Here is a 23,488-nt window from a genome sequence, read left to right on the forward strand (position 1 = left end):
ATCTGATCGGTTGCTGTCAGGCGCCGAGGTCCCGGCTCCAGGTCGTCGGTCCACCGAACCGGCCCGGCACGGGCGGCAGCTCAGTCTCCGGCGGAGCGGCGATCGAGCCGTTGCCGGTGTCGGCGAACCCGCTGATCCGGAAGCCGCCACCACCGCGGCCCCGGCGATAGCCGCCGCCCATCCCGGGTCGCCCACCGAAGCCGCCGCCACCGCCGCCGAGCATCCCTTCGAGCAGGATGCCGCCGAGCACTGCACCGCCGAGCCCGCCGCCGCCGATCACCACGTTGCCGCCGTAACCGCCGCTCGGCGTGGACCACTGCTCGACGTCACTGCGCGCGGCCGAGACCGCCTGCTCGGCGAGCGCCTGCGCGGATTGGGCCGAGGCGAGGGCGGCGACCGGGTCCGCGCTGCTCACGGCCGTCGCCTGCTCCAGGCGGCGCTGCGCTTCCGACAGCCGGGTACGCGCCTGAGCGCCGATCGCCCCCCGCCGGGTCGTGATGAACTCGGTGGCCGTGTCGATGGTGGACCGGGCGGAGAAAAGGGCCTGATGGAGCAGCGCCCGAGCGTGCTGGGCCTGAGCGGCGGCGTCCCGGATCGACCCCAACGATTCGCCGAGCCCGGTCGCCGCACCCTCCAGCCGTCGCAGCGTCTGCATCGGATCGCTGCGCGCCGCACCGAGCCCGGCCCGGACGTCGGTGACGATCTGATCGGCCCTGGCTACGGCGGCGGCGAGGGCGACCTGGTCACCGCTGCCGGAGGCGCCGGACGCCTGGAGTGCCGCCTTTCCCGCGGCGACCTCGGCCTGGGTGTCGGCGAGCAGGGTCGCCACGGCGGCGCTCGCCTTCTCCAGGTCGACGGCGGTGGAGTCGAGCGCGTCGAGGAGGGTGCTCGCCTGACCGAGTGCCTGCTCGGCTCCCCGGGTCGCCAGGGCGGCGGCGGGCCGGTCCCCGGTCGTCAGCGCCTGCTGGGCCCGGGCCACCTCGGCACCGGCGAAGTCGACCCTGGTCGTCGCCTGGCCCACGTTGTCGGCGACCGGGGCGAGGGCCGTGTCGGCGTACCGGATGAGGAGCGCCTGCCACGACGCGGCCGCAGCGGTCAGGCGGGTCTTCGCGGCGGCGTGGCGCGTGGCGAGCCCGGGAAGGAGCGTGTCGACCTGCGTCTCCAGGGCTCGGAGCTGGTGGAAGGCGTCGGCCTGCGAGTCGAGCCGCTGGTCGGCCGCGGCACAGCGTTCGATGATGTCGCGCAGCATCGCCCGCTGCGTCGGCTCGTCCTCGGGGACCTCGTCGTCGAGCCGCTGGCGCAGCCGGAACGCCTCGACGACATCGGCCCGGGAAGCGGCGAGCGCCTGGGCGAAGGCTTCGGTGGCCGGGGCGCCGTACTGTGCCTGGGCGAAGCCGAGCTCCTGCTCGCTGGTGCGCAGGGCGTTGTCCGCCTCGACGAGCGCGGCGTTCGCCTGGTCGGACATGGTCTTCGTCGGCGTCTGCGCGAAGGGATCGGCTGGTGCGGGCGCGCTGGTCTGCGTCGGTGCGGACGATCGGCGTCGACCGCGCAGCGACACGAGCAGGATCAGCAGCACCGCCGCGATGGCCATGCACGCCAGCGCACCGAATAGCTCATAGCCGCCTGTGGAATCCGGCACAAAGCAAGACTATTCGGAAGGCCTCTCGGATTCCGTCGAACGCCTTTACTTGCGGCGGGCGATATACACCCCGGCGAGGCAGATCACGCCGCCGACGAGGGCGAGCGCGGCGGGGGTCTCGCCGAGGAGGAGCCAGCCCATCAGGATCGCGAGCGGCGGCACCAGGTAGGTCGCCGCGCCCAGCCGACCCGCACTGGACCGGGCCAGCGCGTATGCCCAGGTCGTGAACGCCAGCGCGGTCGGCATCACACCGAGGTAGACCACCCACCAGATCGTCGCGGGCGCGGCGGTCGAGAGATCGTCGATCAGGTCCGGAGCGAAGGGCAGGCAGCTCACCGCACCGATGAGGCAGGCGAGCCAGGTGACGTGCAGGCCAGGCAGGTCCTTGAGCAACGGCTTCTGGGTGACCACGCCGATCGCGTAGGCGATGGCCGCGACGACGCAGAGGACCACGCCCCAGACGTTGGTCTCAGCACCGGTCGAGGTCGCCAGGCCGATCACCACGACACCGCCGAACGCGATGAGGCTGCCGATGATCAGCATCCGCGGGAAGCCCTCGTGGAGGAAGAACCCGGCGAGAACGGCGATGAGGATCGGCCCGATGTTGACGAGCATCGCCGCCGTGCCCGCGTCGACCCGCCGCTCGGCCTCGTTGAGCGCGACGTTGTAGAGGCCGAACCAGAGCACGCCGCACGCGATCAGCCGGGGCAGGTGGCGTCGGCCAGGCCAGGCCTGACCGCCCTCGGGACGCTCGACCCGGCGGAACGCGACCACCGCGCCGAGCACCACACCGGCGACGAGCAGGCGGAACAGGGCCATGCCACCCGGGGAGAACTCCCGTCCGACATGCCGGATCGCGACGAAGGCCGAGGCCCACAGCACCACCGTCACACCGATCGCGGCCAGCGGGAGCAGCGCGTCGTTTCTCGCCTTGATCACGCCTAGACAGTAGGCCCACCCACCGACATCCGTTGCGGCACGGGACACGGGTCCCCGGCGCATCGAGGATCGGCTAGCGTGCTCGTCGTGTCATCCCTTCTGCGCGCCTTCGGAAGTGCCGGCGGTGTCCTCGCCACCGCGGCCCGGCTCCTCGGCCGCCACTGGCCGACCCTGTTCGCGATCACGCTCTTCGGCGTCGCCGCCCGCTCCGGGCTGCTGTGGCTCGCCACCGAGGCGAGCGAGATCAGCAACGCGCTCGGCTCCCTCACCTTCGCGCTGATCCCGATCGCGGTGCTCACCTCATACACGCTGGCGTTTCTCGTGCTGCGCCAGTCGCTGCCGGGTCTGGCCGCCACCGAGCGGGTCAAGGGACGGCTCATCGGCGACATCGGCAGCGCGCTCGTGCCGTTCATCGTGATCTACGCGTCCTATGGGGACCTGCAGCAGGATTTCGCGTCCTATCTCTACTCGATCCTCACCTCGCAGTTCGGTGGCAGCGTCACCGAGCGGATGCCCTTCAGCCTCAACCGGGCGATGTGGATCGCGGCCGGCTGCGCCGTCGCGGTGCGCACGCTGCTGGACTGGTGGCCCCGGTCCAACCGGTTCCGGCTCGTCGGGTTCGTCAAGGCGTACCTCGACGTGATCTCGGTCGTCATCATCTGGGTCACGATCGTCAAACCGGCGATCAACTGGCTCTGGGACCGGCAGGCCGCCCACACCATCGACGAGTGGATGAGCGGCGCCAAGTGGGCCTGGACCGGCGCCATCGACGCGATCGAGCCCGTGATCATCGTGCCGGTGGCCTGGCTCGCCGTCGCCGCGGTCATCTACGGCGACAAGCTGCGGGATCTGCCCACGCCGGCCGAGTTCGCGACCTACCGGCGCCTCAGCATCCTGCCGAAGCGGGCTCGCACGGCGGTCCTCGGTGTCGTCAACCCCGGCGGCCGCTTCGGTGCCCTGATCCTCGCCGCCCGGGTGCTGCGCCGGGCGAACCTGCCGATGCTGATGCTCTTCTGCCTCTCCTTCGTCGTGGTGCGGACCGTGCCGAGAGGGCTGTGGGAGCTGGAGCGCGTGCTCGTCGGGCCGCAGGACCTCGGGACCGTGTGGTGGTCGCTCTCCTACATCTTCGGCGGCCTCAACTCGGCGATCGGCTCGGCCGTGCTGATCTGCCTCGTCGCCGCGGCGACCGAGCAGTTCGTGCTGGCCCAGCGCGCGACGGCACCGGCTGCGCCCCGTCCGCTAGGCGAGGGTCAGCCGGGCGTAACGGGGCAGCGAGGTGCCGAGCACGATGCGCACGGCGACCGGCCGGGAGTCGGGCGCGGCGATGAAGAAGACCTCTACGCGAAAGCCGGCTGACGGGTCCTTCACCTTGGTCTCGTCGGCCTCGCAGCTCGCGTACCGGGCCACCCTCGCCTCGCTCAGCTCCCGGGGGTTCGCGCCGTAGACCCGGCCGTGGTCGTCCTCCAGGTGGAAGGAGCAGCCGCCGTTCTTCACCCCCGGGCCGTAGCGGAACTCCACGACGGCACGCCAGGCACGCACGCCGCCCGGGATCACCACCGGGTCACCGGAGTAGTCCTTGAGCTGATCGGTCACGTCGGTCAGCTCGGCCAGCCGCATCCCGGACCCGGCGTACTCCACCCATCCCGACGAGCTGACCGGTACGCGAGGCTGGAACTCCCAGTAGCGCCCGTAGGCATCCCGGTAGTTGACCCCGATCAACGCCGCGATCGCCGGGAGCAGGGCGATCAGGCCCCACAGGTTACGACGCCACCAGCTCATGACACGACCGTCGCCTTCTCCAGCTTGACCGGCTCCTTCGCCAGGGACCACGTGTTGAGGTCGCCGATCGGCAGCGGCACCTCCACGATCGCGGACATCCGGATGTCGAAGGTCTCCTCCGTCAGGCGTACCGCCAGGTGTTTGGAGTCCTTCGGCACCTCGAAGGCGATCTCCCCCTCGACCGGGATGCCCGGCTGCAGCTCCTGACCGAGGAGCGGCTGGGTGATCCGGTCCGTCGCCCGGAACCACCGCTCGTCCTCGTCGACGAGCACGGCGTAGCCCAGCCGGACCGGCTCGTCCCGGGGCACCACCCGGAACCGGACGATCACCCAGACCCCCTGCGTGTCGTGGACGAAGGGGGATCCGGAGAGCTGGGTCGCGCCGCGCATGCCGACGACGGTGGCGTCGAAGGTGCGCCCGTCGAGCACCTCGCCGATCGTTCCGGACCGGAGGTAGGGCCGCTCGCCGGAGTCCCGGTCCGGCGTGGCCTCGATGAAGAGGTGGCCGATCAGCAGCGTGGCCGAGACGAGCACGATGCCGCCGAGGCGGTCGCGCCAGCGGATCAGCAGTCCGCGCTCGGGGCGTCGGTCGATGACGGGTTCGGTGGCGGGTTCGGTCACGGCTTCGGTCACGGCTTCACGCTCGCGGACGGCGAGACCGATGGCGAGACCGGCGGCGAGCTGGACGGAGCGGCCGACGGCGACGGGGCGATCCGCTTGTCCACGACCGGCACCGTGAGCTTCGCCGCGTAGACGGGCTTGAGGTCGTCATCGAGATCGGGCAACCACTCCATGTAGCCGGTGATGAAGCTCTCCCGATAGGTCGACTTGGGCACGCTCAGGGTCAGCGCGGTCGGCGGCGGCGTCCCGGCGGACTGCTCCCAGAAGAAGGCGAGCTTCTCCGGCATCCCCGGCTGCAGCCGATTGGGCTGGCTGCCGTCGCGCACGAGCATGATCGTGGGGAACTGGTCGGGCTTGTCGGCGAGGGGCGGCATGTCGAAGAACTTGCTCAGGACCCCCCAGCCCTCCTTCTCCGTGATCTCGACGGTCACCAGGACGACGACCCAGTAGTTGCCGGGATCTCGCAGGTGCAGGGTGGGCATGTCGTTGAGGAGCCGGGCACCGGTGACCGTGACCCGCCACGGCCCGCCGTCGACCACCTGGTCCACCGCGGCGGTCGCCACCGGCGGATCCTCGGCCGCCCGCAGGCCGCCGAAGAGGCCGGAGATCGCCAGCGCCACGACGCCGATGACGACGCCGAGTCGTTGCAGCAGAAAGTCTTCGCCCTGTCTCAGCCAACCGCCCACGCGGCGAGCATACGAGAGTTCCTCGCCACCTGTGGACCCGCGACCCCGTTCTGGGTAACGTCGAACGATGTCCAGTGACGTGAATGTGACCCACCCTCGTCTTTTCACGCGAGGCCTTAACTGCCAGGCTGCACCCATGAGAGTCAAGGCAGTCCTGCTCATCGGTGCCGCGATCACCGCACTGTCCCTCGCCGCGTGCTCCTCCTCGGGAGAATCCGGCACACCGACCGCAGCCGGCACCACCCCCGCCGGCACCGCGCCCTCGGCTGCAGCCTCGCCGACCGCAGGCGGTGCCGGTGGCACCGTGACGGGCCGCGACGCCTGCTTGATGGGGAGTTGGAAGGTCGACGTCGACGATATGGCGAAGCAGACCGCCGAGCGGGTCGGCCGGGGCGCGACCGGCAAGGGCACCGGAGCGATCACGCTCGCCTTCGGCGACAAGATGAGCATCAAATACGACAACACCGTTATCGCGATCAAGGCCCCGGTGAGCGAGGGCCTGGTCATGGATATGAAGAACACGTTCAAGGGTGAGGCGACCAGCTCCGACTGGGTCGCCAAGGACGGCAAGCTGGGTGGCACGATGCCCTCCAACACCGTGAAGAGCACGATCACGATGTCGATGGGCGGCCAGACCGTCCCCTCGACGACGACGCCCTTCGAGGGCGCGCTCGATCTGGCCCAGGGCAACCTCGGCTACACGTGCAGCGGCAGCAGCGCGACCTTCATCAGCCCCATCGTCACCTGGAAGCTGACCAAGATCTAGGAGCGACATCGACCGCCCCGACTGCACCGAAACGTGCTGTCGGGGCGGTTTGTGCTATTAAGCTGCGATTTCATGAGCCAGCGTTTGGCACGGATCTGCTTCGCATTCACCGCCGTGCTGGTGGCGGTGGCCCTCGCCATCCAGATTCCGGTCAGTGCCACCGCGAAGGGCACCCACTTCGCGACGCCATGGCCGAACGTGGCGAACCTGATCTTCTTCTTCACCATCGACTCCAACCTCATCGTGGGAGTCACCTGCGCGCTGCTCGCGATCAATCTGAATCGCACGTCGACGGTGTTCCAGGTCTTCCGGTTCGCCGGCATCCTCGGCATCGCGGTCACCGGCTTCATCTACAACACGGTGCTCGCGGGGCTCGCGACGCTGACGCCGTGGGGCAAGGTCTCGGACACGATCCTGCACATCATCGTGCCGATCGTCGCCATCCTCGGCTGGCTGATCTTCGGCCCGCGTGGGCAGACCTCCTGGCGGATCGCCGCGCTCGCGCTGCTCTTCCCGATCATCTGGCTCGCCGTCAGCCTGGTCAGAGGTCCGATCGTCGACTGGTACGCCTACCCGTTCCTCTACGTCGACACGCTGGGTTACGCAAAGGTGCTGCGGAACTGTCTGGCGATCTCGATCCTCGTCATCGGCCTCGCGGCGGCCTTCGTCGGCTTCGACTCCTGGATCAAGCAACGGCTGGAGCGACCCCGCCGCCCATAACCGCACGCGTCAATGTGTGCCTGCAGGCCATGTCGACGAGGCCTGGCGCACACTTACCGTCCGGCCATGACAACCCGCTCCCGCTGGATCGTCTCCGTCCTCACCGGTATCGCGATGGCCCTCACCGGGTTCACCGTCTCGATGCTCCCCGCCCATGCCGCGGCGACCCTGACCCAGGTCACCGGCTTCGGCAGCAACCCGGGCAACCTCACGATGTTCAGCTACCGCCCCATCGACCTGCCGGCGAACGCCCCGCTGGTGGTCGTGCTACACGGGTGTACGCAGACCGCCGCCGACTATCACGCCCACTCCGGTTGGCAGAAGTTCGCCGACCAGCACCGCTTCGCCGTCGTCTACGCCCAGACGAGCTCGGCGAACAACAGCAGCTCGTGTTTCAACTTCTTCCTCCCCGCCGACACGTCCCGTGGGCAGGGCGAAGCGCTCTCGATCAAGCAGATGGTGGACTACGCACTCGCCAACTACGCCACCAACCCGGCCCGGGTCTATGTCACCGGGCTCTCCGCCGGTGGTGCGATGACGTCGGTCATGCTCGCCACCTACCCCGAGGTCTTCGCCGCCGGTGCGGTGATCGCCGGACTCCCCTACCGGTGCGCGACCGACGCGACCAGCGCCTACTCGTGCATGTACACGGCTCAGTCGAAGACTCCGGCACAGTGGGGCACCCTGGTCCGCAACGCCAACCCCGGCTACACGGGACCGTGGCCGAAGGTCTCGATCTGGTATGGCAGCTCCGACGCCACGGTGATCCCCGCCAACGCCACCGAGCTGCGCGACCAGTGGACCAATGTGCGGGGCATCTCCCAGACCGCCACCGGGACGGCGAGCCTGCCGTCGAGCACCACCCTGACCCGCTACGGCAGCGGCGACGAGGTGCTCGTCTATCAGGTCCAGGGCATCGCCCACGGTACGCCGATCGACCCCGGCAGCGCCGCTGAGCAGTGCGGTTCGGCGGGCAGCTACTTCATCGACTCGATCTGCTCGTCCTACTACATCGCGCGGGACTTCGGCCTCAGCGGCACGGTCACGCCGCCATCGCCCAGCGCATCGGCGAGCCCGACAGCGAGCTCCAGCCCGACGGCGAGTCCCAGCCCGACGTCCAGCCCGACGGCTCAGCCGTGCTTCACGGCCAGCAATTACGCGCACACCACGGCCGGGCGGGCACACCAGTCCGGCGGCTACACCTACGCCAACGGCTCCAACCAGGCGATGGGCTTGTGGAACGTGGCGGTCATCCACACCCTGCGCCGGACCGGCACCAACTATTACGTGCTCGCCGACGGTCAGTGCTGAGCACGGTGGAGGGGCGGGGCAACAGCCCCGCCCCTCCACCGCGTACCCCGAAAAGGGTTAACCGGCCTTGCGGTTGGACCAGATGCGCTGCGCCGGGCCGGTGTTGGCCTTCGCGGCGACATTGCCCTTGCCGAAGGTCTGCTGCTGGCCGGACGCGGTCTTGCCCTTGCCCTTGGCGGCACGGCGCTCGGCGCGGTTGGCGAACTCGGGCTCCTCGGCCGTCTCGTCGGCCTCGGGCTCGACGGCTGCGGACTCGGCAGGCTCGTTCGGCTCCTCGGCCGGCTTACCGGCGGACTTCTTTGCAGGCATGGCTGTTCCTCCTGAAGAGTTCAACGATCAACATGTCATGGGTTCGACGCGCATGGGAGGCGCGGACTCCTCAGATGAACATGGTTCCAAACGCTAGCAGAAGGCTGAGACTGCGGCGCGCCCACATGGCGAATGCCGGTCGGCGCGCCCTGCGGGGCTCGGTCCGGCACTCCTGGTGCCGACGCCAAAATGACCCCCTGCCCAGATCGGCAGGGGGTCATCGGAGGCCGGCTCAGCGACGGCCGACGTCGATCCGGTCGCCGCGGTCGTCGAAGAAGTGCAGCGCGTCCATGCGAACCTGGACGGCGAGCGGGTGACCACCCGTGACCTGGGGATAGGGCGCCAGCCGGACTGCGAGCTCGGCCGGACGGCGGTGGTGGCGGCCGTCGGAGAAGACCGAGGTCTTCTGCGCGGTCGTGGTGGTCGCGCCCTGGGTCTCCACCTTCTCCTTGCCGGACAGGCGGCTGAAGACATGACCGAAGCGACGCAGGCCGCGGGCGCCGTTGGCCTCGATGTCGGCGGGCGCGCCGCCGAGCTCGTCGACGACGACCGCCGTCGCGCCGATGTCGACGAAGGCGAGCGACTCGTGGCCGTGGTGCTCGAGGTAGCGGATGCGGCCCTGCAGCACGTCACCGGGGGTGTCGGGGGCGACGGGCATGAGCGCCTCCGCCCGGATGCCGACGACGATCCGCTCACCGTGGTAGTGCGAGACCGCGCGGGCCCGGATGTCGTCCCACCGCAGGTAGAGCGACTGCTCGCCGAGGTTGAGCTGGACGTAGCGGTCGAGGTGGACGTAGACGCTCGCCTCGAGCAGGTTCATCCGCGGGCTGCCGAGGAAGGCCGCGACATAGAGGGTCGCCGGCTTGCCGTAGACCTCCGTCGGCGTGCCGACATCCTGCAGGACACCCTTGCGCATGATCGCGACCCGGTCGGCCATGGTGAGCGCCTCGGCCTGGTCGTGAGTGACATACATGCAGCTCACGCCGAGCTCGTGGACGAGACCGGAGATCTCGGCCCGAAGCTCCGCCCGCAGGCCGCTGTCGAGATTGGAGAGTGGCTCGTCCATGAGGAAGAGGCCGGGGCGGCGCACGATGGCGCGGCCCATCGCGACGCGCTGGCGCTGACCGCCGGAGAGCTGGCTGGGCTTGCGCCCCAACACATCCCCGATGCCCAGGGCACTGGCGACGTCGGCCACCCGCTCCGCACGCGGCGCCGGCTCGACGCCGGACAGGCGCAGTGGGAAGCCGATGTTGTCACCGACGGTCATGTGCGGGTAGAGCGCGAAGTCCTGGAAGACCATCGCGATCCGCCGGTCGCGTGGTGGGAGTTGGTTGGCGAGCGCACCATCCAGCAGGATCGCACCCGTGGTCGGGTCCTCCAGGCCGGCAACCATGCGCAGAACCGTCGACTTGCCGCAACCCGAAGGGCCCAGCAACACCATGAATTCACCGTCAGCGATATCAAGGCTGACGTTGTCGACCGCGACTGTCCCGTCAGGGAACACCTTGGTCACATCTTTGAGCGCGACGGTTGTCACCGTCTCCTCCCACAGTTTTTCGGCCCCGAGTCTCGTTACTGTTGCGAAGGATGTGGCCGAGGCATATCGGGTAAACGTGCGATGTTCTTCGCGTGTTCGCACCGTTACAGACTTATTCCCAAGTGCGTTTTCCGCAACAGGAGAGCGCTCTACAGTCCCAGCAGGCGATCGGTCACCCGGTCTCGCCCACGCCCATCGACCGTCGCAAACGCCTTCTCACCGAATTCGACCCGCAGATCTGGCTCGGTGAGCAGCTCGCGCAGCACGTGCGATGCCTCAGACGGTCGGTTCAGCCGCTTGAGCTCGTCCAAAAGTCCGATTCCGGCGGCCAGCCCGGCATCCACCACTCGACGGTAGCCCTCGCGCTGGTTCTCCACCACCCACACCAGTGCCGATGGCGCTCCGAGGCAGAGCAGCTCCCAGGTGGACGTACCGGAGGCGCTGATGACGAGATCCGCCGCCGCGATCAGCTCGGGCAGCGCGTCCGTGGTCGGCAGCACCGAGAGCCGCTGGCCCTCCTGCGGCTTGACCTGCGCGAGCAGGGCCGCAGAGGTCTCCGAACCGGCGATGACGGTCGCGTCCCAGGCAGCGCCGCTCGCGACGAGGAGCTCCGCGATCGGCGGTGCCGCGCCGAATGCGTCGGTGCCGCCGAAGAACGCGAGCACCTTCGGCGGTCCGCCCGCCGCGCGATATGGCACATCCGGCCGCCGGTTGCGGATGTCGTCGCGCAGCAGCGCGAACTCCACCCCGAGCAGCTTCGCCGCCGGGTCCGCGACCATCGGCAGGGAAGCGCCCAGGTTCTGGTCCAGGAAGAGGTCCGCCTCCTGGCCGCGGGTGTCACCGTCCACAATGGCCAGTGTTGGTACGCCGACCGCCCGCGCCGCCGCCGCGCACCCCGGATCGACGACGTAGGAATCGATCACGAGCCTGGTCAACCCGTGCCGCTCGATCGCCGCCACGGTCTCGTCGGGCGTCCACGGACCGGGCGCCAGCGCCAGCCCACGGCGTGTGAGCTGCTGCTCGGCCCAGGCGATGCCGCCGAGATCGCCGAGGAAGAGCACCGGCACGCCTCGGCTCGTCAGCTCCTCCGCGAGCGCCACGCAGCGGACGAGGTGGCCGACCCCGGTGGTCGCTCCCGCATCGCAGCGGATTCCGACCGTCACTTGCCACCGCGCAGCATGCGCCGCAGCTTACGGACCGGACGGACGATCTTGCGCCCGATGTCGTAGGCCTTGGACTCCTTGAGCTTCGTGAGCCCCCGCTGGGCGTCCTTGAGCTTGCGTTCGCAGTCGGCGAGCCAGTCCTCGGTGCGCTTGAGGACGGCACGCAGCCGGATCACCTCGGCGCGACCCGCCTGCGCGGCGAGGAGCAGCTCCCGGTGGCTCTCCACGGTCAGGGGCACCGAACCCGTGCCCACCGTCGCCAGCGCCTCGCGCAGGTCGGCGGTCTCCTGCGGGGTGAGACCCCGAACCGCCGACGCGATCGTCGCGGCGAGCGCGGTCGCCTCGGTCAGGACCGTGCGACCCAGCTCCCGACCGGCGAGCCCGGCGAGGAGCGCGGTGAGCCCGTCGGCGTCGAGCCCCGCCGGCCAGCCGTGCGGGTGCCCCTCGGTGATCAGCGTGACCGCGAAGTCCCGCAGTGCGACGGCGAGGACCAGCTCGGTGCGGACCGGCTCCGTCCAGCGCCAGCTCGCATCGAGCGGAGTGTGCTCATCCCCGTCGACGACGACGCGATCGACCGTGGCGAAGACCGCACCGTCCCCGGCCTGCTCCAGCCACTGCGCGTAGGCGCGTAGCGTGCCCCGGACGGCGGGGACGTCACGGCGCAGGATGTGGCCGAGCAGCACCTCGGCGAGGAGGCGACCGGGTGGGATGGCGCCGACGAGCCGGGCCGGATCCCGGGTGACCGGGCCGTGGACCAGCGCTGCCGTGGCGGCCGGTACGCGATTCAGGGTGCCGTCGCCGGTCACCACGACATGCAGGGCCACGCGCAGATCGCCGGTGACGCCGGGCTCGGCGAGGAAGCCGTCCGGCATGGCTTTCGGCGTACCGGCCGAGGGGTCGGGTTTGGTGGCGAGGGTGAGCCACGACGGCGCGAGACCTGCGGCGAGACCGGCTCGGAGCGCGTCGGCGGCGATGCCGCGCGGGTCGCTGAGGACCGGACCGGAGAGGTCCGCGCAGCTCGCGGCGAGCTGACCGGGCGGAAGCAGCGGCAGGGCGCCCCCGGTGACGAGCAGGCTCGGTGCGTGCGGCACGGCGTACGCGGCGTAGGCGACGACCGGCGCGAGACCCGCAGCCGTGAGCGCGTCTCTCAGCTGAGCTGCGGATGCGGGGCGGGAGGCGTCGGCGCTCGCGGCCGGGCTCCACGACTCGTCGGAGTTCGGGTCCTCGGCGGGCGCGAAGGCGACGAGCCGGTGCACGCCCAGCGGGTTCTCGGCGGCGACGAGCAGCCGGCCGCCGGGCGCGACGGCTCCGGCGAGTCGGCCGAGCGTCTCACCCCACGTGAGCTGGGCACCCTCGGCGGAGATCAGCCGGTGCAGCCCGGCAAGCGCGACGACGAGGTCGAAGGTCTCCGCCGGCAGCCGGTCGATGCTGCCGCAGACCACCCGGACCCCGGAGTGCGCGGCGGCGAGGGACTCCGCGTCGGGATGGCCGCGCAGCAGAGCGGTGACCTTGGCACCGTCGAGCGCCTCGATCAGGTCTGCGGCGTGCGGGCCGGCGAGCAGCACCGTCGTGCCGGGCTCTGCCACTGCATGCAGCAGGGCGGCGAGGCCGGGTCCACCGGCCGGTGGCTGCGGCTCCGCGAAGGTGCGCAGCTCGCCACCGATCATCTCGAGGTCAGCGGTCATGCCAGGCGCTCCAACCGAAGAGTTCGCGCAGCTCGGGAGGGGTGAGCATGCGATCGATGCCGAGCTCGCGAACGGCGGCCGCTGCGGAGAGGGCCGGATCGACCCGCTCGCCGTGCAGGTCGCCCCACTGGCGGCGCAGCCGCTCCTGGCCGCCGCTCGCCGGGTCGTCGCCCTCCAGCACCATCGGGTCGCCGTAGACGGCGATCTCGCAGCCGACCGAAGCGCCGTAGAAGATGGCGGTGGAGAGGCGGTTGGAGGCGACCCGCTTGTGCTTGCGCAGCTCGGCGAGCTGTTTGTAGAGGAATTCCGGCTCGCGCCTGGCCCAGTGCTGGCCGCGCCAGCCGTGGCACACGACCCGGAAACCGGCCCGCTCGTAGAGGTCGCGGACCGGCTTGGTCTGGAACTCCTGCCAGTAGAGGCAGACGGTGACCGGCTCGTCGCCCTCGACTCGGCGGATGGTCTTGATCAGCTCGCCATGGTCGCCCATGACCTTCTGCTTCTCCCAGCCGTGGAAGGGGTACCAGATGGTCCCGGCGCGCTCCGGCGCATCTGCGGACTCGGGCTCCATCGCCAGCAGGTACGCCCACGGCGCGCCGATCACGGCGAGGTTGCGCCGCCCCATCGACCACGCCCGTCTGCGCAGCTCCTCCGACCAGACGAAGATCTGCATGCCGTCGACCGTCTTGGTCTGGCCGATGCCGTCACCGATGTTCCAGCCGTGCTGGATGACCCCGTGGATGCGCGGCGCACGCTCGACGATCGGCTCGCCGCAGAAGCGGGCGAGCAGGTCGGCGTGGCCGTAGTAGTGGTTGCTGAAGTGCACCGCGACGGCGCTCTTAGCCAAGGATCTCGTGCAGCGCGGCGACGACCCGGTCCTGGTCGGCGTCGGTCAGCGCGGGGAAGAGCGGCAGCGAGAGCTCCTCGGCATAGAACCGCTCGGCGTTGGGGCACATGCCGCGCCGGTAGCCCAGGTCCTCGAAGACCGGGTGCCAGTAGACCGGGATGTAGTTGACCTGCACACCGATCCCGGCGGCCCGCATCCGGTCGAAGACCTCGCGACGGCGGCCGTCGAGCACCCGCACCGGGTAGAGGTGCCACGCCGGGTCGACCCAGGCGCGCTGCACCGGCAGCCGCAGGCCGGGCACGTCGGCGAGCAGCTCGTGGTAGCGGGCGACCAGCTCGGTGCGGCGGGACTTGAAGCCGCCGAGCCGCTTGAGCTGGCTGCGGCCGAGTGCGCAGAGCACGTCGGGGAGCCGGTAGTTGAGGCCGAACTCGTGCACCTCCTGGTGCCAGCCGCCGACATCGGGGTGGCGCAGCCGGTCCTGCTCGCGCACCATGCCGATGCTGCGGAACTTGCGAGCCCGGTCCAGGATCACCGGATCGAGCGCGGCGACCGCGCCGCCCTCGGCGGTGGTGAGGTTCTTCGTCGGGAAGAACGAGAAGGTGGTGAGGTCGGCGAGCGACCCGACCGCCCGGCCGCGATAGGTCGAGCCGATCGCGTGGGCGGCGTCGGCGAGCAGCAGCGCACCGGCGTTGTCGGCGACCTTGCGGAGTTCGTCGTACTCCGCCGGGTGGCCCGCGTAGTCGATCGCGGCGATCACCTTCGTGCGCCCGGTGACGGCCGCCTGGGCCGCCGCCGGGTCGAGGTTGGCGGTGTCGTCCTCGGTGTCGGCGAAGACGACCGTGGCGCCCTGGGCGATCGCCGTCGAGGCGGTGGCGACGAAGGTCATCGGCGAGGTGACCACCTCGTCGCCCGGTCGGATCCCGGCAGCGGCATACGCCGTGTGCAGCGCCGCGGTGCCGTTGCTCACCACCGCGACGCCGACGCCGTCGGTCCACGCCTCAAGATCCTTCTCGAAGGCCGCCACCTGCGGACCGATCGTCAACCAATCGCCCCGCAGCGTCTCGACGACGGCAGCGATGTCGTCGTCATCGATGGACTGGCGCCCGTACGGCAACATCGCGAACCCCTTCAGAGGTAAGAAGTATTTAGTTAGACTTCGATGCCGAGCATGGAGCGGAGCTCCTGGGTGGAGAGCCACTGGTCGTTGTTGTCCGACCGGTAGTTGAACTTCTCGTCCACCGGCTCGCCACCCTCGGGCGGCGTGTATCCCCACTCGGCGATCGTCGGCTGCACCAGGTAACGGTCGGCGAACCGGAGCGTCCGGTGCGCGTCGTCGGCCGCGATCATCTCCTCGTGGAGCTTCTCGCCCGGCCGGATGCCCATCTCGTAGGTCTCGCTGCCCGGCGCGACGGCCTCGACGAGGTCCATGATGCGCATCGACGGGATGCGGGGCACGTAGAGCTCGCCACCGTTCATCTTGTCGAACGAGTCGACGACGAACTTGACCGCCGCCTCCAGGGTGATCCAGAAGCGGGTCATCTCCCGGTGCGTGATCGGCAGGGGCTTGCCCTCCTCGGCGAGCTGCCGGAAGAAGGGGACGACCGAGCCGCGGCTGCCCATGACGTTGCCGTAACGGACCACGGAGAAGCGCGTCGGGTAGGCCGCCGCGTAGTGGTTGGCCGAGACGAAGAGCTTGTCGGCGACGAGCTTCGTCGCGCCGTAGAGGTTGATCGGGCTCGACGCCTTGTCGGTCGAGAGCGCGACGACCTTCTTCACACCGCTGTCGATCGCGGCCTCGACCACGTTCTGCGAGCCGGCGATGTTGGTCTGCACGAACTCGAAGGGGTTGTACTCCGCGGTGTCGACCTGCTTGAGAGCAGCCGCATGCACCACGTAGTCGACGCCGTGCATGGCCCGGGTCAGGCGGTGGCGGTCACGCACATCGCCGATGAACCAGCGCAGCCGAGGGTCGTTGTCGAAAGCCTGACGAACCTCATACTGCTTCAGTTCGTCCCGCGAGAAGATGACGACCCGAGTCGGGTCGAGCTCGTCCAGGGCGTACCGGAGGAACGCCTTGCCGAACGAACCGGTCCCACCGGTCATCAGAATCGAACTTCCGCGCAACACGCTCACGAGCACTCCTTCGCTAATCCGGGGCAAAGGTTAGCCGACCACGAAACCTGAAGCCAGTTCAGATCAGGTCCCAGCCCATCGCCGTGCCCTTGACAGCATCCCTGGTGAAGGTACGTCCGAGGACGTGATTGATCTCATCTGGAGCGAGTCCGCCCGCAGGTCGGATGGACCGGACGTTCTGCCTGGTGACGAGGTCACCAGCGTGGACGTCCTCCACCACATAGAGGGACCGGCGGAAACGCAGCCCCTCCCGTTCACTCTCCGTTGGTCCGATCTTCGTCCCGCCGAGGGCCTGCCAGGCCCGCTCGGACTCGGCCACCAGGGCCGCGAGCTCCTGCGGGTCGAGCGAGAAGGCCGAGTCGACGCCGCCGTCGTCGCGGGAGAGAGTGACATGTTTCTCAATCACCACGGCGCCGAGGGCGACCGAGGCGATGGGTACGCCGATCCCCAGCGTGTGGTCCGAGAGCCCGACGAGCGTGCCGAACGCCTCGGCCATGATCGGGATGCGGCGCAGGTTGCTCTCCTCCGGCGACGCCGGGTAGGAAGCCGTGCAGGCGAGCACGATGATCTGCTCGGCACCGCCTTCGCGGGCGGCGCCGACGGCGGCGGCGATCTCCGCGACCGAGCCCATGCCGGTCGAGATGATCAGCGGCTTGCCGGTCTGCGCCGCGAGGCGGATCAGCGGCAGGTCGACCAGCTCCGACGAGGCGATCTTGTAGGCGGGGGCGCCCAGCTCCTCCAGCAGCTCGATCGCGGTGGGGTCGAAGGGCGAGGAGAAGACGGTGAGGCCGCGCTCGCGGGCGAGCTCGAAGATCGGCTTGTGCCACTCCCACGGCGTGTGCGCCTGCTCGTAGAGGCGGTAGAGGTTCTGCCCGCCCCACAGCTCGTGGCCCTCGGAGAGGCGGAAGGCCGGCTCGTCCACATCGATGGTGATCGTGTCTGGCCGGTAGGTCTGCAGCTTCAGCGCCTGCGCGCCGGAGGCGGCGACCATCTCGACGATCTCCAGCGCCCGGTCCAGGGAGCCGTTGTGGTTGCCCGACATCTCGGCGATTATGTAAGGCCGGTGCTCGGCACCGATCAACGTGCCGTCGATCTCGACGACCTGGGCCTTGGTCATACGGAAGCCTCCTGCATCACCTGGGGTGTCTCGACCGACTCGCCGAGGAAAACCCGCCTCACCACTCGCTCGGCGGCGCGGCCATCGTCCCAGGGGCAGAAACGCGCCCGGAAAGCGGCCCGGGCTGCGGCTGCGTCGGCGTCTGCCCAGCGTCCGCCGGCGAAGATCTCGCACAGCTCGTCGAAGCTCATCGCCACCGCACCCGGCCGGTGCTCCAGCAGGTCGAAGTTGACGCCGCGGGCCCGACTGTACTCCGCCCAGTCGGGTGCGTAGACCACGATCGGCCGGTCCAGAACCGCGTAGTCGAACATCGCCGACGAGTAGTCGACGATGAGCGCGTCGGCCGCGAGATAGAGGTCCTCGATCCGGGGGTGCGTCGAGACGTCCATCACCCGGCCCGCGGAGACCTCCCGCGCGGCGTGCCCGATGCTGGTGGGCTCGTCCTCGTCGCCACCCGCGGCGTAGGTCACCAGGTGGTGGTCGCGGAGCAGCACGCATCCGTGCGGGGCGATCGCGTGCAGCAGCTGCTCGGGGTCGAAGGGCGGCGCCGAGGCCGGGTCGTGGCTGCGGTGCGTCGGTGCGTAGAGGACGACCAGCTCCTGCGGGTCGATGCCCAGCTCCGCCCGGACCTTCGCCACCTCCTCCGGCGTCGCCGTCGCGAGCCGGTCGTTGCGCGGGTAGCCGACCTCGAGCTGCTCGTAAGCAGCCGGGAAGGACCGCTCCCAGACCTCGGTGGAGAGCGGGTTGGAGCTGATGCAGTAGTCCCAGCGGTCGATCCGCCGCAGCATCGAGTCGTGGTCCATCTCTTCGCCGGCCGGGTAGCGCTGCTGGTCGATCCCCATCGACTTGAGCGGCGTACCGTGCTGCGTCTGCAGGTGCACCGAGCCCCGGCGCTTGCGGACGAAGTTGGGGAAGTTGACGTTGGTCGTCAGGTATTTGGCGCGCGCCAGGGTGCGGTAGTAGTCCAGGGTGCCGCGCACCACGTAGGGCACGTCGGCCGGCATCGCGTCGGTCCGGTCGGGCCGCACGACGAAGACCGCGTGCAGGTCCGGCGCGAGCTCACGGGTCTTGCGATAGATCGCGGCCGGATTACAACCGAACCCCAGTCCCCAGTACGAGTCGAAGACGGCGAGCTGGGGATCGACGGGCAGCCGTGCCTCGACCTCGTAGTAGGTGCGGCCGATGATGCCGAGCTTCCAGCCCCACACGGTGCTGATGAGCGTCCCGGGCACCTTGACCGCCCGCCTGGCCCGGGACCGGTTGCGCTTGAGGAACTGCCTGGCCACGTGCTTGCGCTCGAAGGAGCCGAAGTCCCCCTTGGCGAGCCACACCGCCTGCTCGGCCTTGTTCTTCTCCCACCAGTGCAGCTTGCGTACCGCCGGCGAGATCGGCTCGGCCGGTGCGTAGGCGTGGTAGACCTCGGTGCCGCGGGTGAAGAACTTCCGCCGGGCGGCCCGATCGGGGAGGCGGGTGGCGTTTTCCAGCACCATCAGGGTGTGCCACACGAACCGGGCGAAGATCTGCTCCCAGAGCGGGTCGGCACGGTCGATCCGCTCGAAGGCGTGGATCCACTGGTCGAAGAACTCCAGGTGACGATCGCCGGAGCTCTTGGTGATGGAGCCGCGCCGCTGGCGGTAGTTGACGCACGAGAGGTTGAGGAACGAGATCCGCTCCGCTGCCGCCATCGCGGGGAAGGACCAGGAGATGTCCTCGTACCAGCCCTCGAAGAAGTGGTCGAGCCGGTGCTCGATGAGGAACTGCCGGCGCAGCACCCGGTTCCAGGCGAAGTGGACGATCCGCAGGATCTCCGGCCGGTCGACGGCGCGGAAGACCTCGCCCTCGGGGATCGTCGCGACCTCCTTCGCCGCCCAGCTCCGGCGCAGCGGGCCGGTCGGGTCGGCCCGGGAGTAGTCCACGACGAGCATGTCCAGCCCATCGGTGAGGCGGGCCGCCACCTCGGCGAGGCACCCCTCGGAGAGCCAGTCGTCGCTGTCGAGGAACCAGACGTAATCGCCCGTCGCCACGGCCAGCCCGGCGTTGCGGGCATGGCCGAGGCCGACGTTGCGCTCCAGGTGCAGCGGGCGTACGCGAGAGTCCCTGGCCGCGATCTCGTCGATGATCTCGCCACTGCGATCGGGCGAGCAGTCGTTCACGACGATCAGCTCGATATCCCGGAACCCCTGCTCGAGAACCGAGTCGAGGCACTGCCGGAGATAGCCCTGAACCTTGTAGACGGGAACGATGACGCTGAGCAGGGGCACGATCTGGAATCCTTTGACAGCCGATGTCTTCTGGTCCGAGACGGGCCTCAGACCACCGGCACTGGACCCTTATAGGCATCCAGCGCCGCCTGAACGGAGCCGTCCACGGTGAGGTGGCCCTCGTTGATGAAGAGCCCACGCGTACAGAACCGGGTCAGGTCACCCTCATTGTGGGAGACGAGAATCAGGGTGCGACCCTCCCTGAGCAGCCTCTCCATCGTGTCATAGCACTTCAGGCGGAATTCCGTGTCGCCGACCGCCATCACCTCGTCCACGAGCAGGATCGGGTGATTGAGTTGCGAAATAATGGAAAAGCCTAGCCGAACCTTCATACCGGACGAATAGTGCCGAACCGGCGTGTCCAGCGACTTCTCCACCTGCTCGCCCGCGAAGTTGACGATCTCGTCGAACTTGGCCTTGATCTGGGCCTTGGAGAGACCGTGCAGGGTCGCCACGAGCTGGAGGTTCTCCCGGCCGCTGAGGTCGCCGGAGAAACCGGCCGACAGCTCCAGCAGGGGGGCGACCCGGCCGCGCACCGCGATCGAGCCCTCGTCCGGGATCAGCACCCCGGCGATGAGCTTGAGCAGCGTGCTCTTGCCCGTGCCGTTCTTGCCGATGACGCCGACCGCTTCGCCCGGCACGATGTCGAAGGTCAGGTTGCGCAGCGGCCAGAAGGAGCCGTCGCCGTTCGGGTTGCGGTTGCCGCCGCCGAACATGAAGGCCTCGCGCAGCCGCAGGTTGCGCTTGCGGCCCTTGACGAACCGGACGCCCAGTCCTCGGGCACTGATGATGGGTTCGGTCACGTCACAGCTCCTTGAGGACGCTGGGCTCGAGCTTGCGGAACGACCACGCGCCGAAGAGCAGGATGATGAGGCAGCCCGTCGCGGAGGTGATCAGCAGCGATGCCGGCGGCCAGCCCTGGCCGACCCACGCGACATGCTGCAATTCGAAGATACCGACCAGCGGGTTGGCCTCATAGAGCGTCTTGGCCCAATCCGGCAGCTTGTCGGTCTCCCGAACCTTGCTCAGCGGATAGACGATCGGCGCGCAGTAGAAGAGGATCCGCTGCGCCAGCCGGATGAACCGCTCGACGTCGCGCATCATCACGTTGAGCGCGGAGAGGAAGAGCGACAACCCGATCAGCAGCACGAACTGCAGCAACACCGCGAGCGGGATCGCCACCAGGGTCCGCCAGGTGAAGGAACCGTGCAGGATGATCGCGGCGATGATCAGGATCGGGATGCCGGCGAGATACTCCGCGAAACGACCGGCGGTCCGGCCGATCGGGAAGATCTCCCGGGGAACCATGATCGTCGTGATCAGGCGGGCCTGGTTGGTCAGCGCCGTGGTCGACTCGCCCAGCGCGCTGCTGAACCACTGCCAGGCGAAGATGCCGGAGAGGATGAAGAGAACGTAGTTCTCGCCATCGCCCAGCCCCTGCCTGCCGTCGAAGAGCACGCCGAAGACGAACCAGTAGATCAGGCCCATCGACAGCGGCTCGATCAAAGACCACACGTAGCCCAGCACCGAGGCTTGATATTTCACCGCCAGATCGCGCTGAACAAGCACCCGTAGCACGTTGCGGTGACTCCACACCGCAGCGACGCTCGAAGTCACGCGACCTCCCGAATCATCCCTGGCCGCAGAGGGGTTAGGGCCAGCGGGCACAAGGGTAACAGCGCATCGTGACTAGCACTCGATCACGTTGACTGCCAGGCCGCCGCGAGAGGTCTCCTTGTATTTCACCTTCATGTCGGCGCCGGTCTCGCGCATGGTTTTGATGACCTTGTCGAGCGAGACGTAGTGCTCGCCGTCACCGCGCAGCGCCAGGCGTACCGCCGTGATCGCCTTGACGCTCGCGACGGCGTTGCGCTCGATGCACGGGATCTGCACGAGCCCGCCGACCGGGTCGCAGGTGAGGCCGAGGTTGTGCTCCATCGCGATCTCCGCGGCGTTCTCCACCTGCGCGGGTGAGCCGCCCATCACCTCGGCGAGCCCGGCCGCCGCCATCGAGCAGGCCGAGCCGACCTCGCCCTGGCAGCCGACCTCGGCGCCGGAGATGGACGCGTTCTCCTTGAAGAGGACGCCGACCGCGGCGGCGGTGAGCAGGAAGCGGACCACGCCGTCGTCGGAGGCACCGGGCACGAACCGGGTGTAGTAGTGCAGGACCGCCGGGACGATGCCGGCCGCGCCGTTGGTCGGCGCGGTGACGACCCGGCCACCCGCGGCGTTCTCCTCGTTGACGGCGAGGGCGAAGAGCGTGATCCAGTCCATCACCCGCAGCGGGTCGAGGTCGGAGATCGAGCCCGCCTCCTGCAGGAGGCTGCGCCGCAGCTCGGCGGCGCGGCGGCGGACCTTCAGGCCGCCCGGCAGGGTCCCCTCGTTGGTGCACCCGGCGGCGACACAGTCGCGCATGACCTGCCAGATGTGCAGCAGCCCGGCGCGGACCTCCGCCTCGGAACGCCAAGAGAGCTCGTTGGCGAGCATCACGCCGCTGATGCTCAGGCCGGTCTCCCGGGTGTGTGCGAGCAGCTCCGCACCGGTCGTGAACGGGTAGCGCACCACGGTGTCGTCGGCCTTGATCCGATCGGCGCCCGCCGCCGCCTCATCCACGACGAAGCCGCCGCCGACGGAGTAATAGGTGCGGGCCCGCAGCAGATCGCCCCGCCCGTCCCGAGCGGTGAAGGTCATGCCGTTGGGGTGGTAGGGCAGCGAGCGCCGCCGGTGCAGGGTCAGGTCGACCGACGCCTCGTGTACGCCGAGCAGCTCCACCCTGCCGACGGCGAGCATCGAAGCGGCCCGCGAATCGGCGGTCGCCGTGTCGACGGTCTCGGGGTCCTCACCGGCGAGCCCGAGTAGCACGGCCTTGTCGCTGCCGTGGCCGTGGCCGGTGGCGCCGAGGGAGCCGAAGAGCTCGGCGGAGATCAGTGCGACGTCGGAGAGCTGCCCATCGGCCTTGAGTCCGCCCACGAAGGTGCGAGCAGCCCGCATCGGGCCGACCGTATGCGAGCTCGACGGCCCGATACCTACCTTGAACAGGTCAAAGACGCTGATCATGTCACCCTCTCCTACGTCGCACGGCGTTGTGCGATGTAAGGATCAGACTACTGCTCAGGCGTTGCTGAAGGTAACCGTCACAGCGTCGTAGCCGAGGCTGTGCAAGAGCGCGATGAGCATCTTGCGGGTGTTCTCCTCAGCGGTGTTGAGCAGCGTGCTGTTGGCCGCAGCTTCCTTGATCTTGCTCTCGGCAGTGAGCAACGTCTCTCGCTGGCGGTTGGGGTCGCCATCGAAGAAGTCGCCGATCCGGTTGATCAGACCGCGCTCCTCGGCGAAGACATAGCTCCGCTCGTTGTTGAGGGCCGGGTCGTCGAGCTGTGGCGCCGGAAGCGTGATCTCGACGGACTTGCGGTCGGGCGAGACCTTGACGGCCGACTCGCCGAGGTTGCTGAAGTCGACATACGCCTGGACCTTGCCGTCGGCGACATAGAGCGTGCGCTCGTTGACGAGCCAGTCCGGGACGTATTTCCGGTCCTTCTTCAGGTCGATGACGACCTGGAACTCACCCTCGGCGGCGGTGAAGCGGCTCAGGTCCTTGATCGAGATGAGCAGCGGCGGCTGGCTGGCGTCGGTCTTCTGCTCCGCGAAGGGGTTGCGGAACTCCGGCAGCCAGCCGGTCATGTTGATCCCGAGGGCGCCGACGACGAGCGCGGCGACGACGAGGAGTGTCCAGAACACCCGCCGACCGAACCGGTTGGGCCGCTCGACCGCGTAGGGACCGGAGACAGGCTCCAGCGACTTGCCCCTGCTCTTCGCGTAGACGGGCAGCTCTTTGGTCGGGTCCCTGGAATCGTCTGTCACGTTGAATACCGTACGACGAGAGCGCGACACTTGATAGTCCTCGTGATCGGTGGGGCACCTGGGATCGGCTTTTGTGTTCTCCTGCTGCACAGGTAACGTTTCCCTGCTGCCGACCCCGTTA

Annotated in this window: 22 protein-coding genes; 4 read left to right on the top strand and 18 right to left on the bottom strand. The window is 69.1% G+C overall.

Features of this window, described 5'->3' with window-relative positions:
* Nucleotides 1-16: 16 nt before the first annotated feature.
* Both F4553_RS40185 and F4553_RS19720 read right to left on the bottom strand, forming a co-directional pair.
* Complete coding sequence (locus tag F4553_RS40185) at nucleotides 17-1,639, bottom strand: hypothetical protein (protein WP_221469946.1); 1,623 nt, start codon at nucleotides 1,637-1,639, stop codon at nucleotides 17-19.
* Between the two features lie 45 nt (nucleotides 1,640-1,684).
* Entirely contained in the window at nucleotides 1,685-2,578 is an 894-nt protein-coding gene (locus F4553_RS19720; protein WP_312875268.1) for a DMT family transporter, read from the bottom strand.
* A gap of 87 nt (nucleotides 2,579-2,665) precedes the next feature.
* On the opposite strand from F4553_RS19720, the gene F4553_RS19725 reads away from it, so the two are divergent.
* Nucleotides 2,666-3,934 carry a hypothetical protein gene (locus F4553_RS19725; protein WP_184838093.1) on the top strand — a complete coding sequence of 423 codons (1,269 nt, stop codon included), beginning with the start codon at nucleotides 2,666-2,668 and terminating at the stop codon, nucleotides 3,932-3,934.
* Here the strand turns inward: F4553_RS19725 and F4553_RS19730 are convergent.
* From F4553_RS19730 to F4553_RS19740, 3 genes are read right to left on the bottom strand one after another with little or no spacing between them, the layout of a single operon-like run.
* Nucleotides 3,818-4,357, bottom strand: coding sequence for a hypothetical protein (locus F4553_RS19730; RefSeq protein ID WP_184838095.1), 540 nt, complete (start codon nucleotides 4,355-4,357; stop codon nucleotides 3,818-3,820). The genes F4553_RS19725 and F4553_RS19730 overlap by 117 nt on opposite strands.
* Nucleotides 4,354-4,989: a DUF4352 domain-containing protein gene (locus F4553_RS19735; RefSeq protein ID WP_184838097.1), complete on the bottom strand. Its 636-nt coding sequence runs from the start codon at nucleotides 4,987-4,989 to the stop codon at nucleotides 4,354-4,356. The genes F4553_RS19730 and F4553_RS19735 overlap by 4 nt, the downstream gene beginning before the upstream one ends.
* Nucleotides 4,986-5,663: a hypothetical protein gene (locus tag F4553_RS19740; protein ID WP_184838099.1), complete on the bottom strand. Its 678-nt coding sequence runs from the start codon at nucleotides 5,661-5,663 to the stop codon at nucleotides 4,986-4,988. Before F4553_RS19740 ends, F4553_RS19735 begins: the two co-directional genes overlap by 4 nt.
* Before the next feature lie 136 nt (nucleotides 5,664-5,799).
* On the opposite strand from F4553_RS19740, the gene F4553_RS19745 reads away from it, so the two are divergent.
* From F4553_RS19745 to F4553_RS19755, 3 genes are all read left to right on the top strand, one after another.
* Entirely contained in the window at nucleotides 5,800-6,429 is a 630-nt protein-coding gene (locus F4553_RS19745) for a hypothetical protein (protein ID WP_184838101.1), read from the top strand.
* Nucleotides 6,430-6,501: 72 nt separating this feature from the next.
* On the top strand, nucleotides 6,502-7,149 hold the full coding sequence (locus F4553_RS19750) for a Pr6Pr family membrane protein (RefSeq protein ID WP_184838103.1): 648 nt from the start codon (nucleotides 6,502-6,504) through the stop codon (nucleotides 7,147-7,149).
* Nucleotides 7,150-7,215: 66 nt separating this feature from the next.
* Nucleotides 7,216-8,460 (top strand): extracellular catalytic domain type 1 short-chain-length polyhydroxyalkanoate depolymerase, encoded by a 1,245-nt coding sequence (locus F4553_RS19755; protein ID WP_184838105.1) that lies wholly within the window; start codon nucleotides 7,216-7,218, stop codon nucleotides 8,458-8,460.
* Between the two features lie 57 nt (nucleotides 8,461-8,517).
* On the opposite strand, the gene F4553_RS19760 is transcribed toward F4553_RS19755, so the two are convergent.
* The 13 genes from F4553_RS19760 to F4553_RS19820 all read right to left on the bottom strand — a co-directional run bounded on the left by F4553_RS19760 (nucleotide 8,518) and on the right by F4553_RS19820 (nucleotide 23,367).
* Nucleotides 8,518-8,769, bottom strand: coding sequence for a hypothetical protein (locus F4553_RS19760; protein WP_184838107.1), 252 nt, complete (start codon nucleotides 8,767-8,769; stop codon nucleotides 8,518-8,520).
* 232 nt (nucleotides 8,770-9,001) lie between these two features.
* On the bottom strand, nucleotides 9,002-10,306 hold the full coding sequence (locus F4553_RS19765; RefSeq protein WP_184838108.1) for an ABC transporter ATP-binding protein: 1,305 nt from the start codon (nucleotides 10,304-10,306) through the stop codon (nucleotides 9,002-9,004).
* 149 nt (nucleotides 10,307-10,455) lie between these two features.
* Complete coding sequence (locus F4553_RS42485) at nucleotides 10,456-11,469, bottom strand: PseG/SpsG family protein (protein ID WP_184838110.1); 1,014 nt, start codon at nucleotides 11,467-11,469, stop codon at nucleotides 10,456-10,458.
* Nucleotides 11,466-13,154 (bottom strand): class I SAM-dependent methyltransferase, encoded by a 1,689-nt coding sequence (locus F4553_RS19775; protein WP_184838112.1) that lies wholly within the window; start codon nucleotides 13,152-13,154, stop codon nucleotides 11,466-11,468. The genes F4553_RS42485 and F4553_RS19775 overlap by 4 nt, the downstream gene beginning before the upstream one ends.
* Nucleotides 13,144-13,977 (bottom strand): hypothetical protein, encoded by an 834-nt coding sequence (locus tag F4553_RS19780; RefSeq protein WP_184840926.1) that lies wholly within the window; start codon nucleotides 13,975-13,977, stop codon nucleotides 13,144-13,146. Before F4553_RS19780 ends, F4553_RS19775 begins: the two co-directional genes overlap by 11 nt.
* Nucleotides 13,978-13,990: 13 nt before the next feature.
* Nucleotides 13,991-15,115, bottom strand: coding sequence for a DegT/DnrJ/EryC1/StrS family aminotransferase (locus tag F4553_RS19785; protein WP_184838114.1), 1,125 nt, complete (start codon nucleotides 15,113-15,115; stop codon nucleotides 13,991-13,993).
* A gap of 32 nt (nucleotides 15,116-15,147) precedes the next feature.
* Nucleotides 15,148-16,125: a UDP-N-acetylglucosamine 4,6-dehydratase (inverting) gene (pseB, locus tag F4553_RS19790; RefSeq protein ID WP_312875390.1), complete on the bottom strand. Its 978-nt coding sequence runs from the start codon at nucleotides 16,123-16,125 to the stop codon at nucleotides 15,148-15,150.
* 64 nt (nucleotides 16,126-16,189) lie between these two features.
* A complete protein-coding gene (gene pseI / locus F4553_RS19795; protein WP_184838118.1) occupies nucleotides 16,190-17,248 on the bottom strand; it encodes a pseudaminic acid synthase in 1,059 nt (352 codons plus the stop codon).
* Nucleotides 17,245-19,509: a bifunctional glycosyltransferase/CDP-glycerol:glycerophosphate glycerophosphotransferase gene (locus tag F4553_RS19800; RefSeq protein ID WP_184838120.1), complete on the bottom strand. Its 2,265-nt coding sequence runs from the start codon at nucleotides 19,507-19,509 to the stop codon at nucleotides 17,245-17,247. Before F4553_RS19800 ends, pseI begins: the two co-directional genes overlap by 4 nt.
* Nucleotides 19,510-19,556: 47 nt before the next feature.
* Nucleotides 19,557-20,225 (bottom strand): ABC transporter ATP-binding protein, encoded by a 669-nt coding sequence (locus F4553_RS19805; protein ID WP_221470315.1) that lies wholly within the window; start codon nucleotides 20,223-20,225, stop codon nucleotides 19,557-19,559.
* An 88-nt stretch (nucleotides 20,226-20,313) separates the two neighbouring features.
* Entirely contained in the window at nucleotides 20,314-21,126 is an 813-nt protein-coding gene (locus tag F4553_RS19810) for an ABC transporter permease (RefSeq protein WP_184838124.1), read from the bottom strand.
* A 72-nt stretch (nucleotides 21,127-21,198) separates the two neighbouring features.
* Nucleotides 21,199-22,566 carry an L-serine ammonia-lyase gene (locus tag F4553_RS19815; protein ID WP_184838126.1) on the bottom strand — a complete coding sequence of 456 codons (1,368 nt, stop codon included), beginning with the start codon at nucleotides 22,564-22,566 and terminating at the stop codon, nucleotides 21,199-21,201.
* 54 nt (nucleotides 22,567-22,620) lie between these two features.
* Nucleotides 22,621-23,367 (bottom strand): DUF4230 domain-containing protein, encoded by a 747-nt coding sequence (locus F4553_RS19820; protein WP_312875269.1) that lies wholly within the window; start codon nucleotides 23,365-23,367, stop codon nucleotides 22,621-22,623.
* Nucleotides 23,368-23,488: the final 121 nt, after the last annotated feature.

It is taken from the genome of Allocatelliglobosispora scoriae (assembly GCF_014204945.1).
Lineage (GTDB): Bacteria > Actinomycetota > Actinomycetes > Mycobacteriales > Micromonosporaceae > Allocatelliglobosispora > Allocatelliglobosispora scoriae.

What these genes read in the sequence shown, in the direction of transcription:
- F4553_RS19775 (WP_184838112.1), bottom strand. Translation starts at nt 13,154, where the DNA reads ATGACCGCTGACCTCGAGATGATCGGTGGCGAGCTGCGCACCTTCGCG.
- F4553_RS19750 (WP_184838103.1), top strand. Translation starts at nt 6,502, where the DNA reads ATGAGCCAGCGTTTGGCACGGATCTGCTTCGCATTCACCGCCGTGCTG.
- F4553_RS19755 (WP_184838105.1), top strand. Translation starts at nt 7,216, where the DNA reads ATGACAACCCGCTCCCGCTGGATCGTCTCCGTCCTCACCGGTATCGCG.
- F4553_RS19815 (WP_184838126.1), bottom strand. Translation starts at nt 22,566, where the DNA reads ATGATCAGCGTCTTTGACCTGTTCAAGGTAGGTATCGGGCCGTCGAGC.
- F4553_RS19760 (WP_184838107.1), bottom strand. Translation starts at nt 8,769, where the DNA reads ATGCCTGCAAAGAAGTCCGCCGGTAAGCCGGCCGAGGAGCCGAACGAG.
- F4553_RS19785 (WP_184838114.1), bottom strand. Translation starts at nt 15,115, where the DNA reads ATGTTGCCGTACGGGCGCCAGTCCATCGATGACGACGACATCGCTGCC.
- F4553_RS19730 (WP_184838095.1), bottom strand. Translation starts at nt 4,357, where the DNA reads ATGAGCTGGTGGCGTCGTAACCTGTGGGGCCTGATCGCCCTGCTCCCG.
- F4553_RS19745 (WP_184838101.1), top strand. Translation starts at nt 5,800, where the DNA reads ATGAGAGTCAAGGCAGTCCTGCTCATCGGTGCCGCGATCACCGCACTG.
- pseI (WP_184838118.1), bottom strand. Translation starts at nt 17,248, where the DNA reads ATGACCAAGGCCCAGGTCGTCGAGATCGACGGCACGTTGATCGGTGCC.
- F4553_RS19805 (WP_221470315.1), bottom strand. Translation starts at nt 20,225, where the DNA reads ATGTTCGGCGGCGGCAACCGCAACCCGAACGGCGACGGCTCCTTCTGG.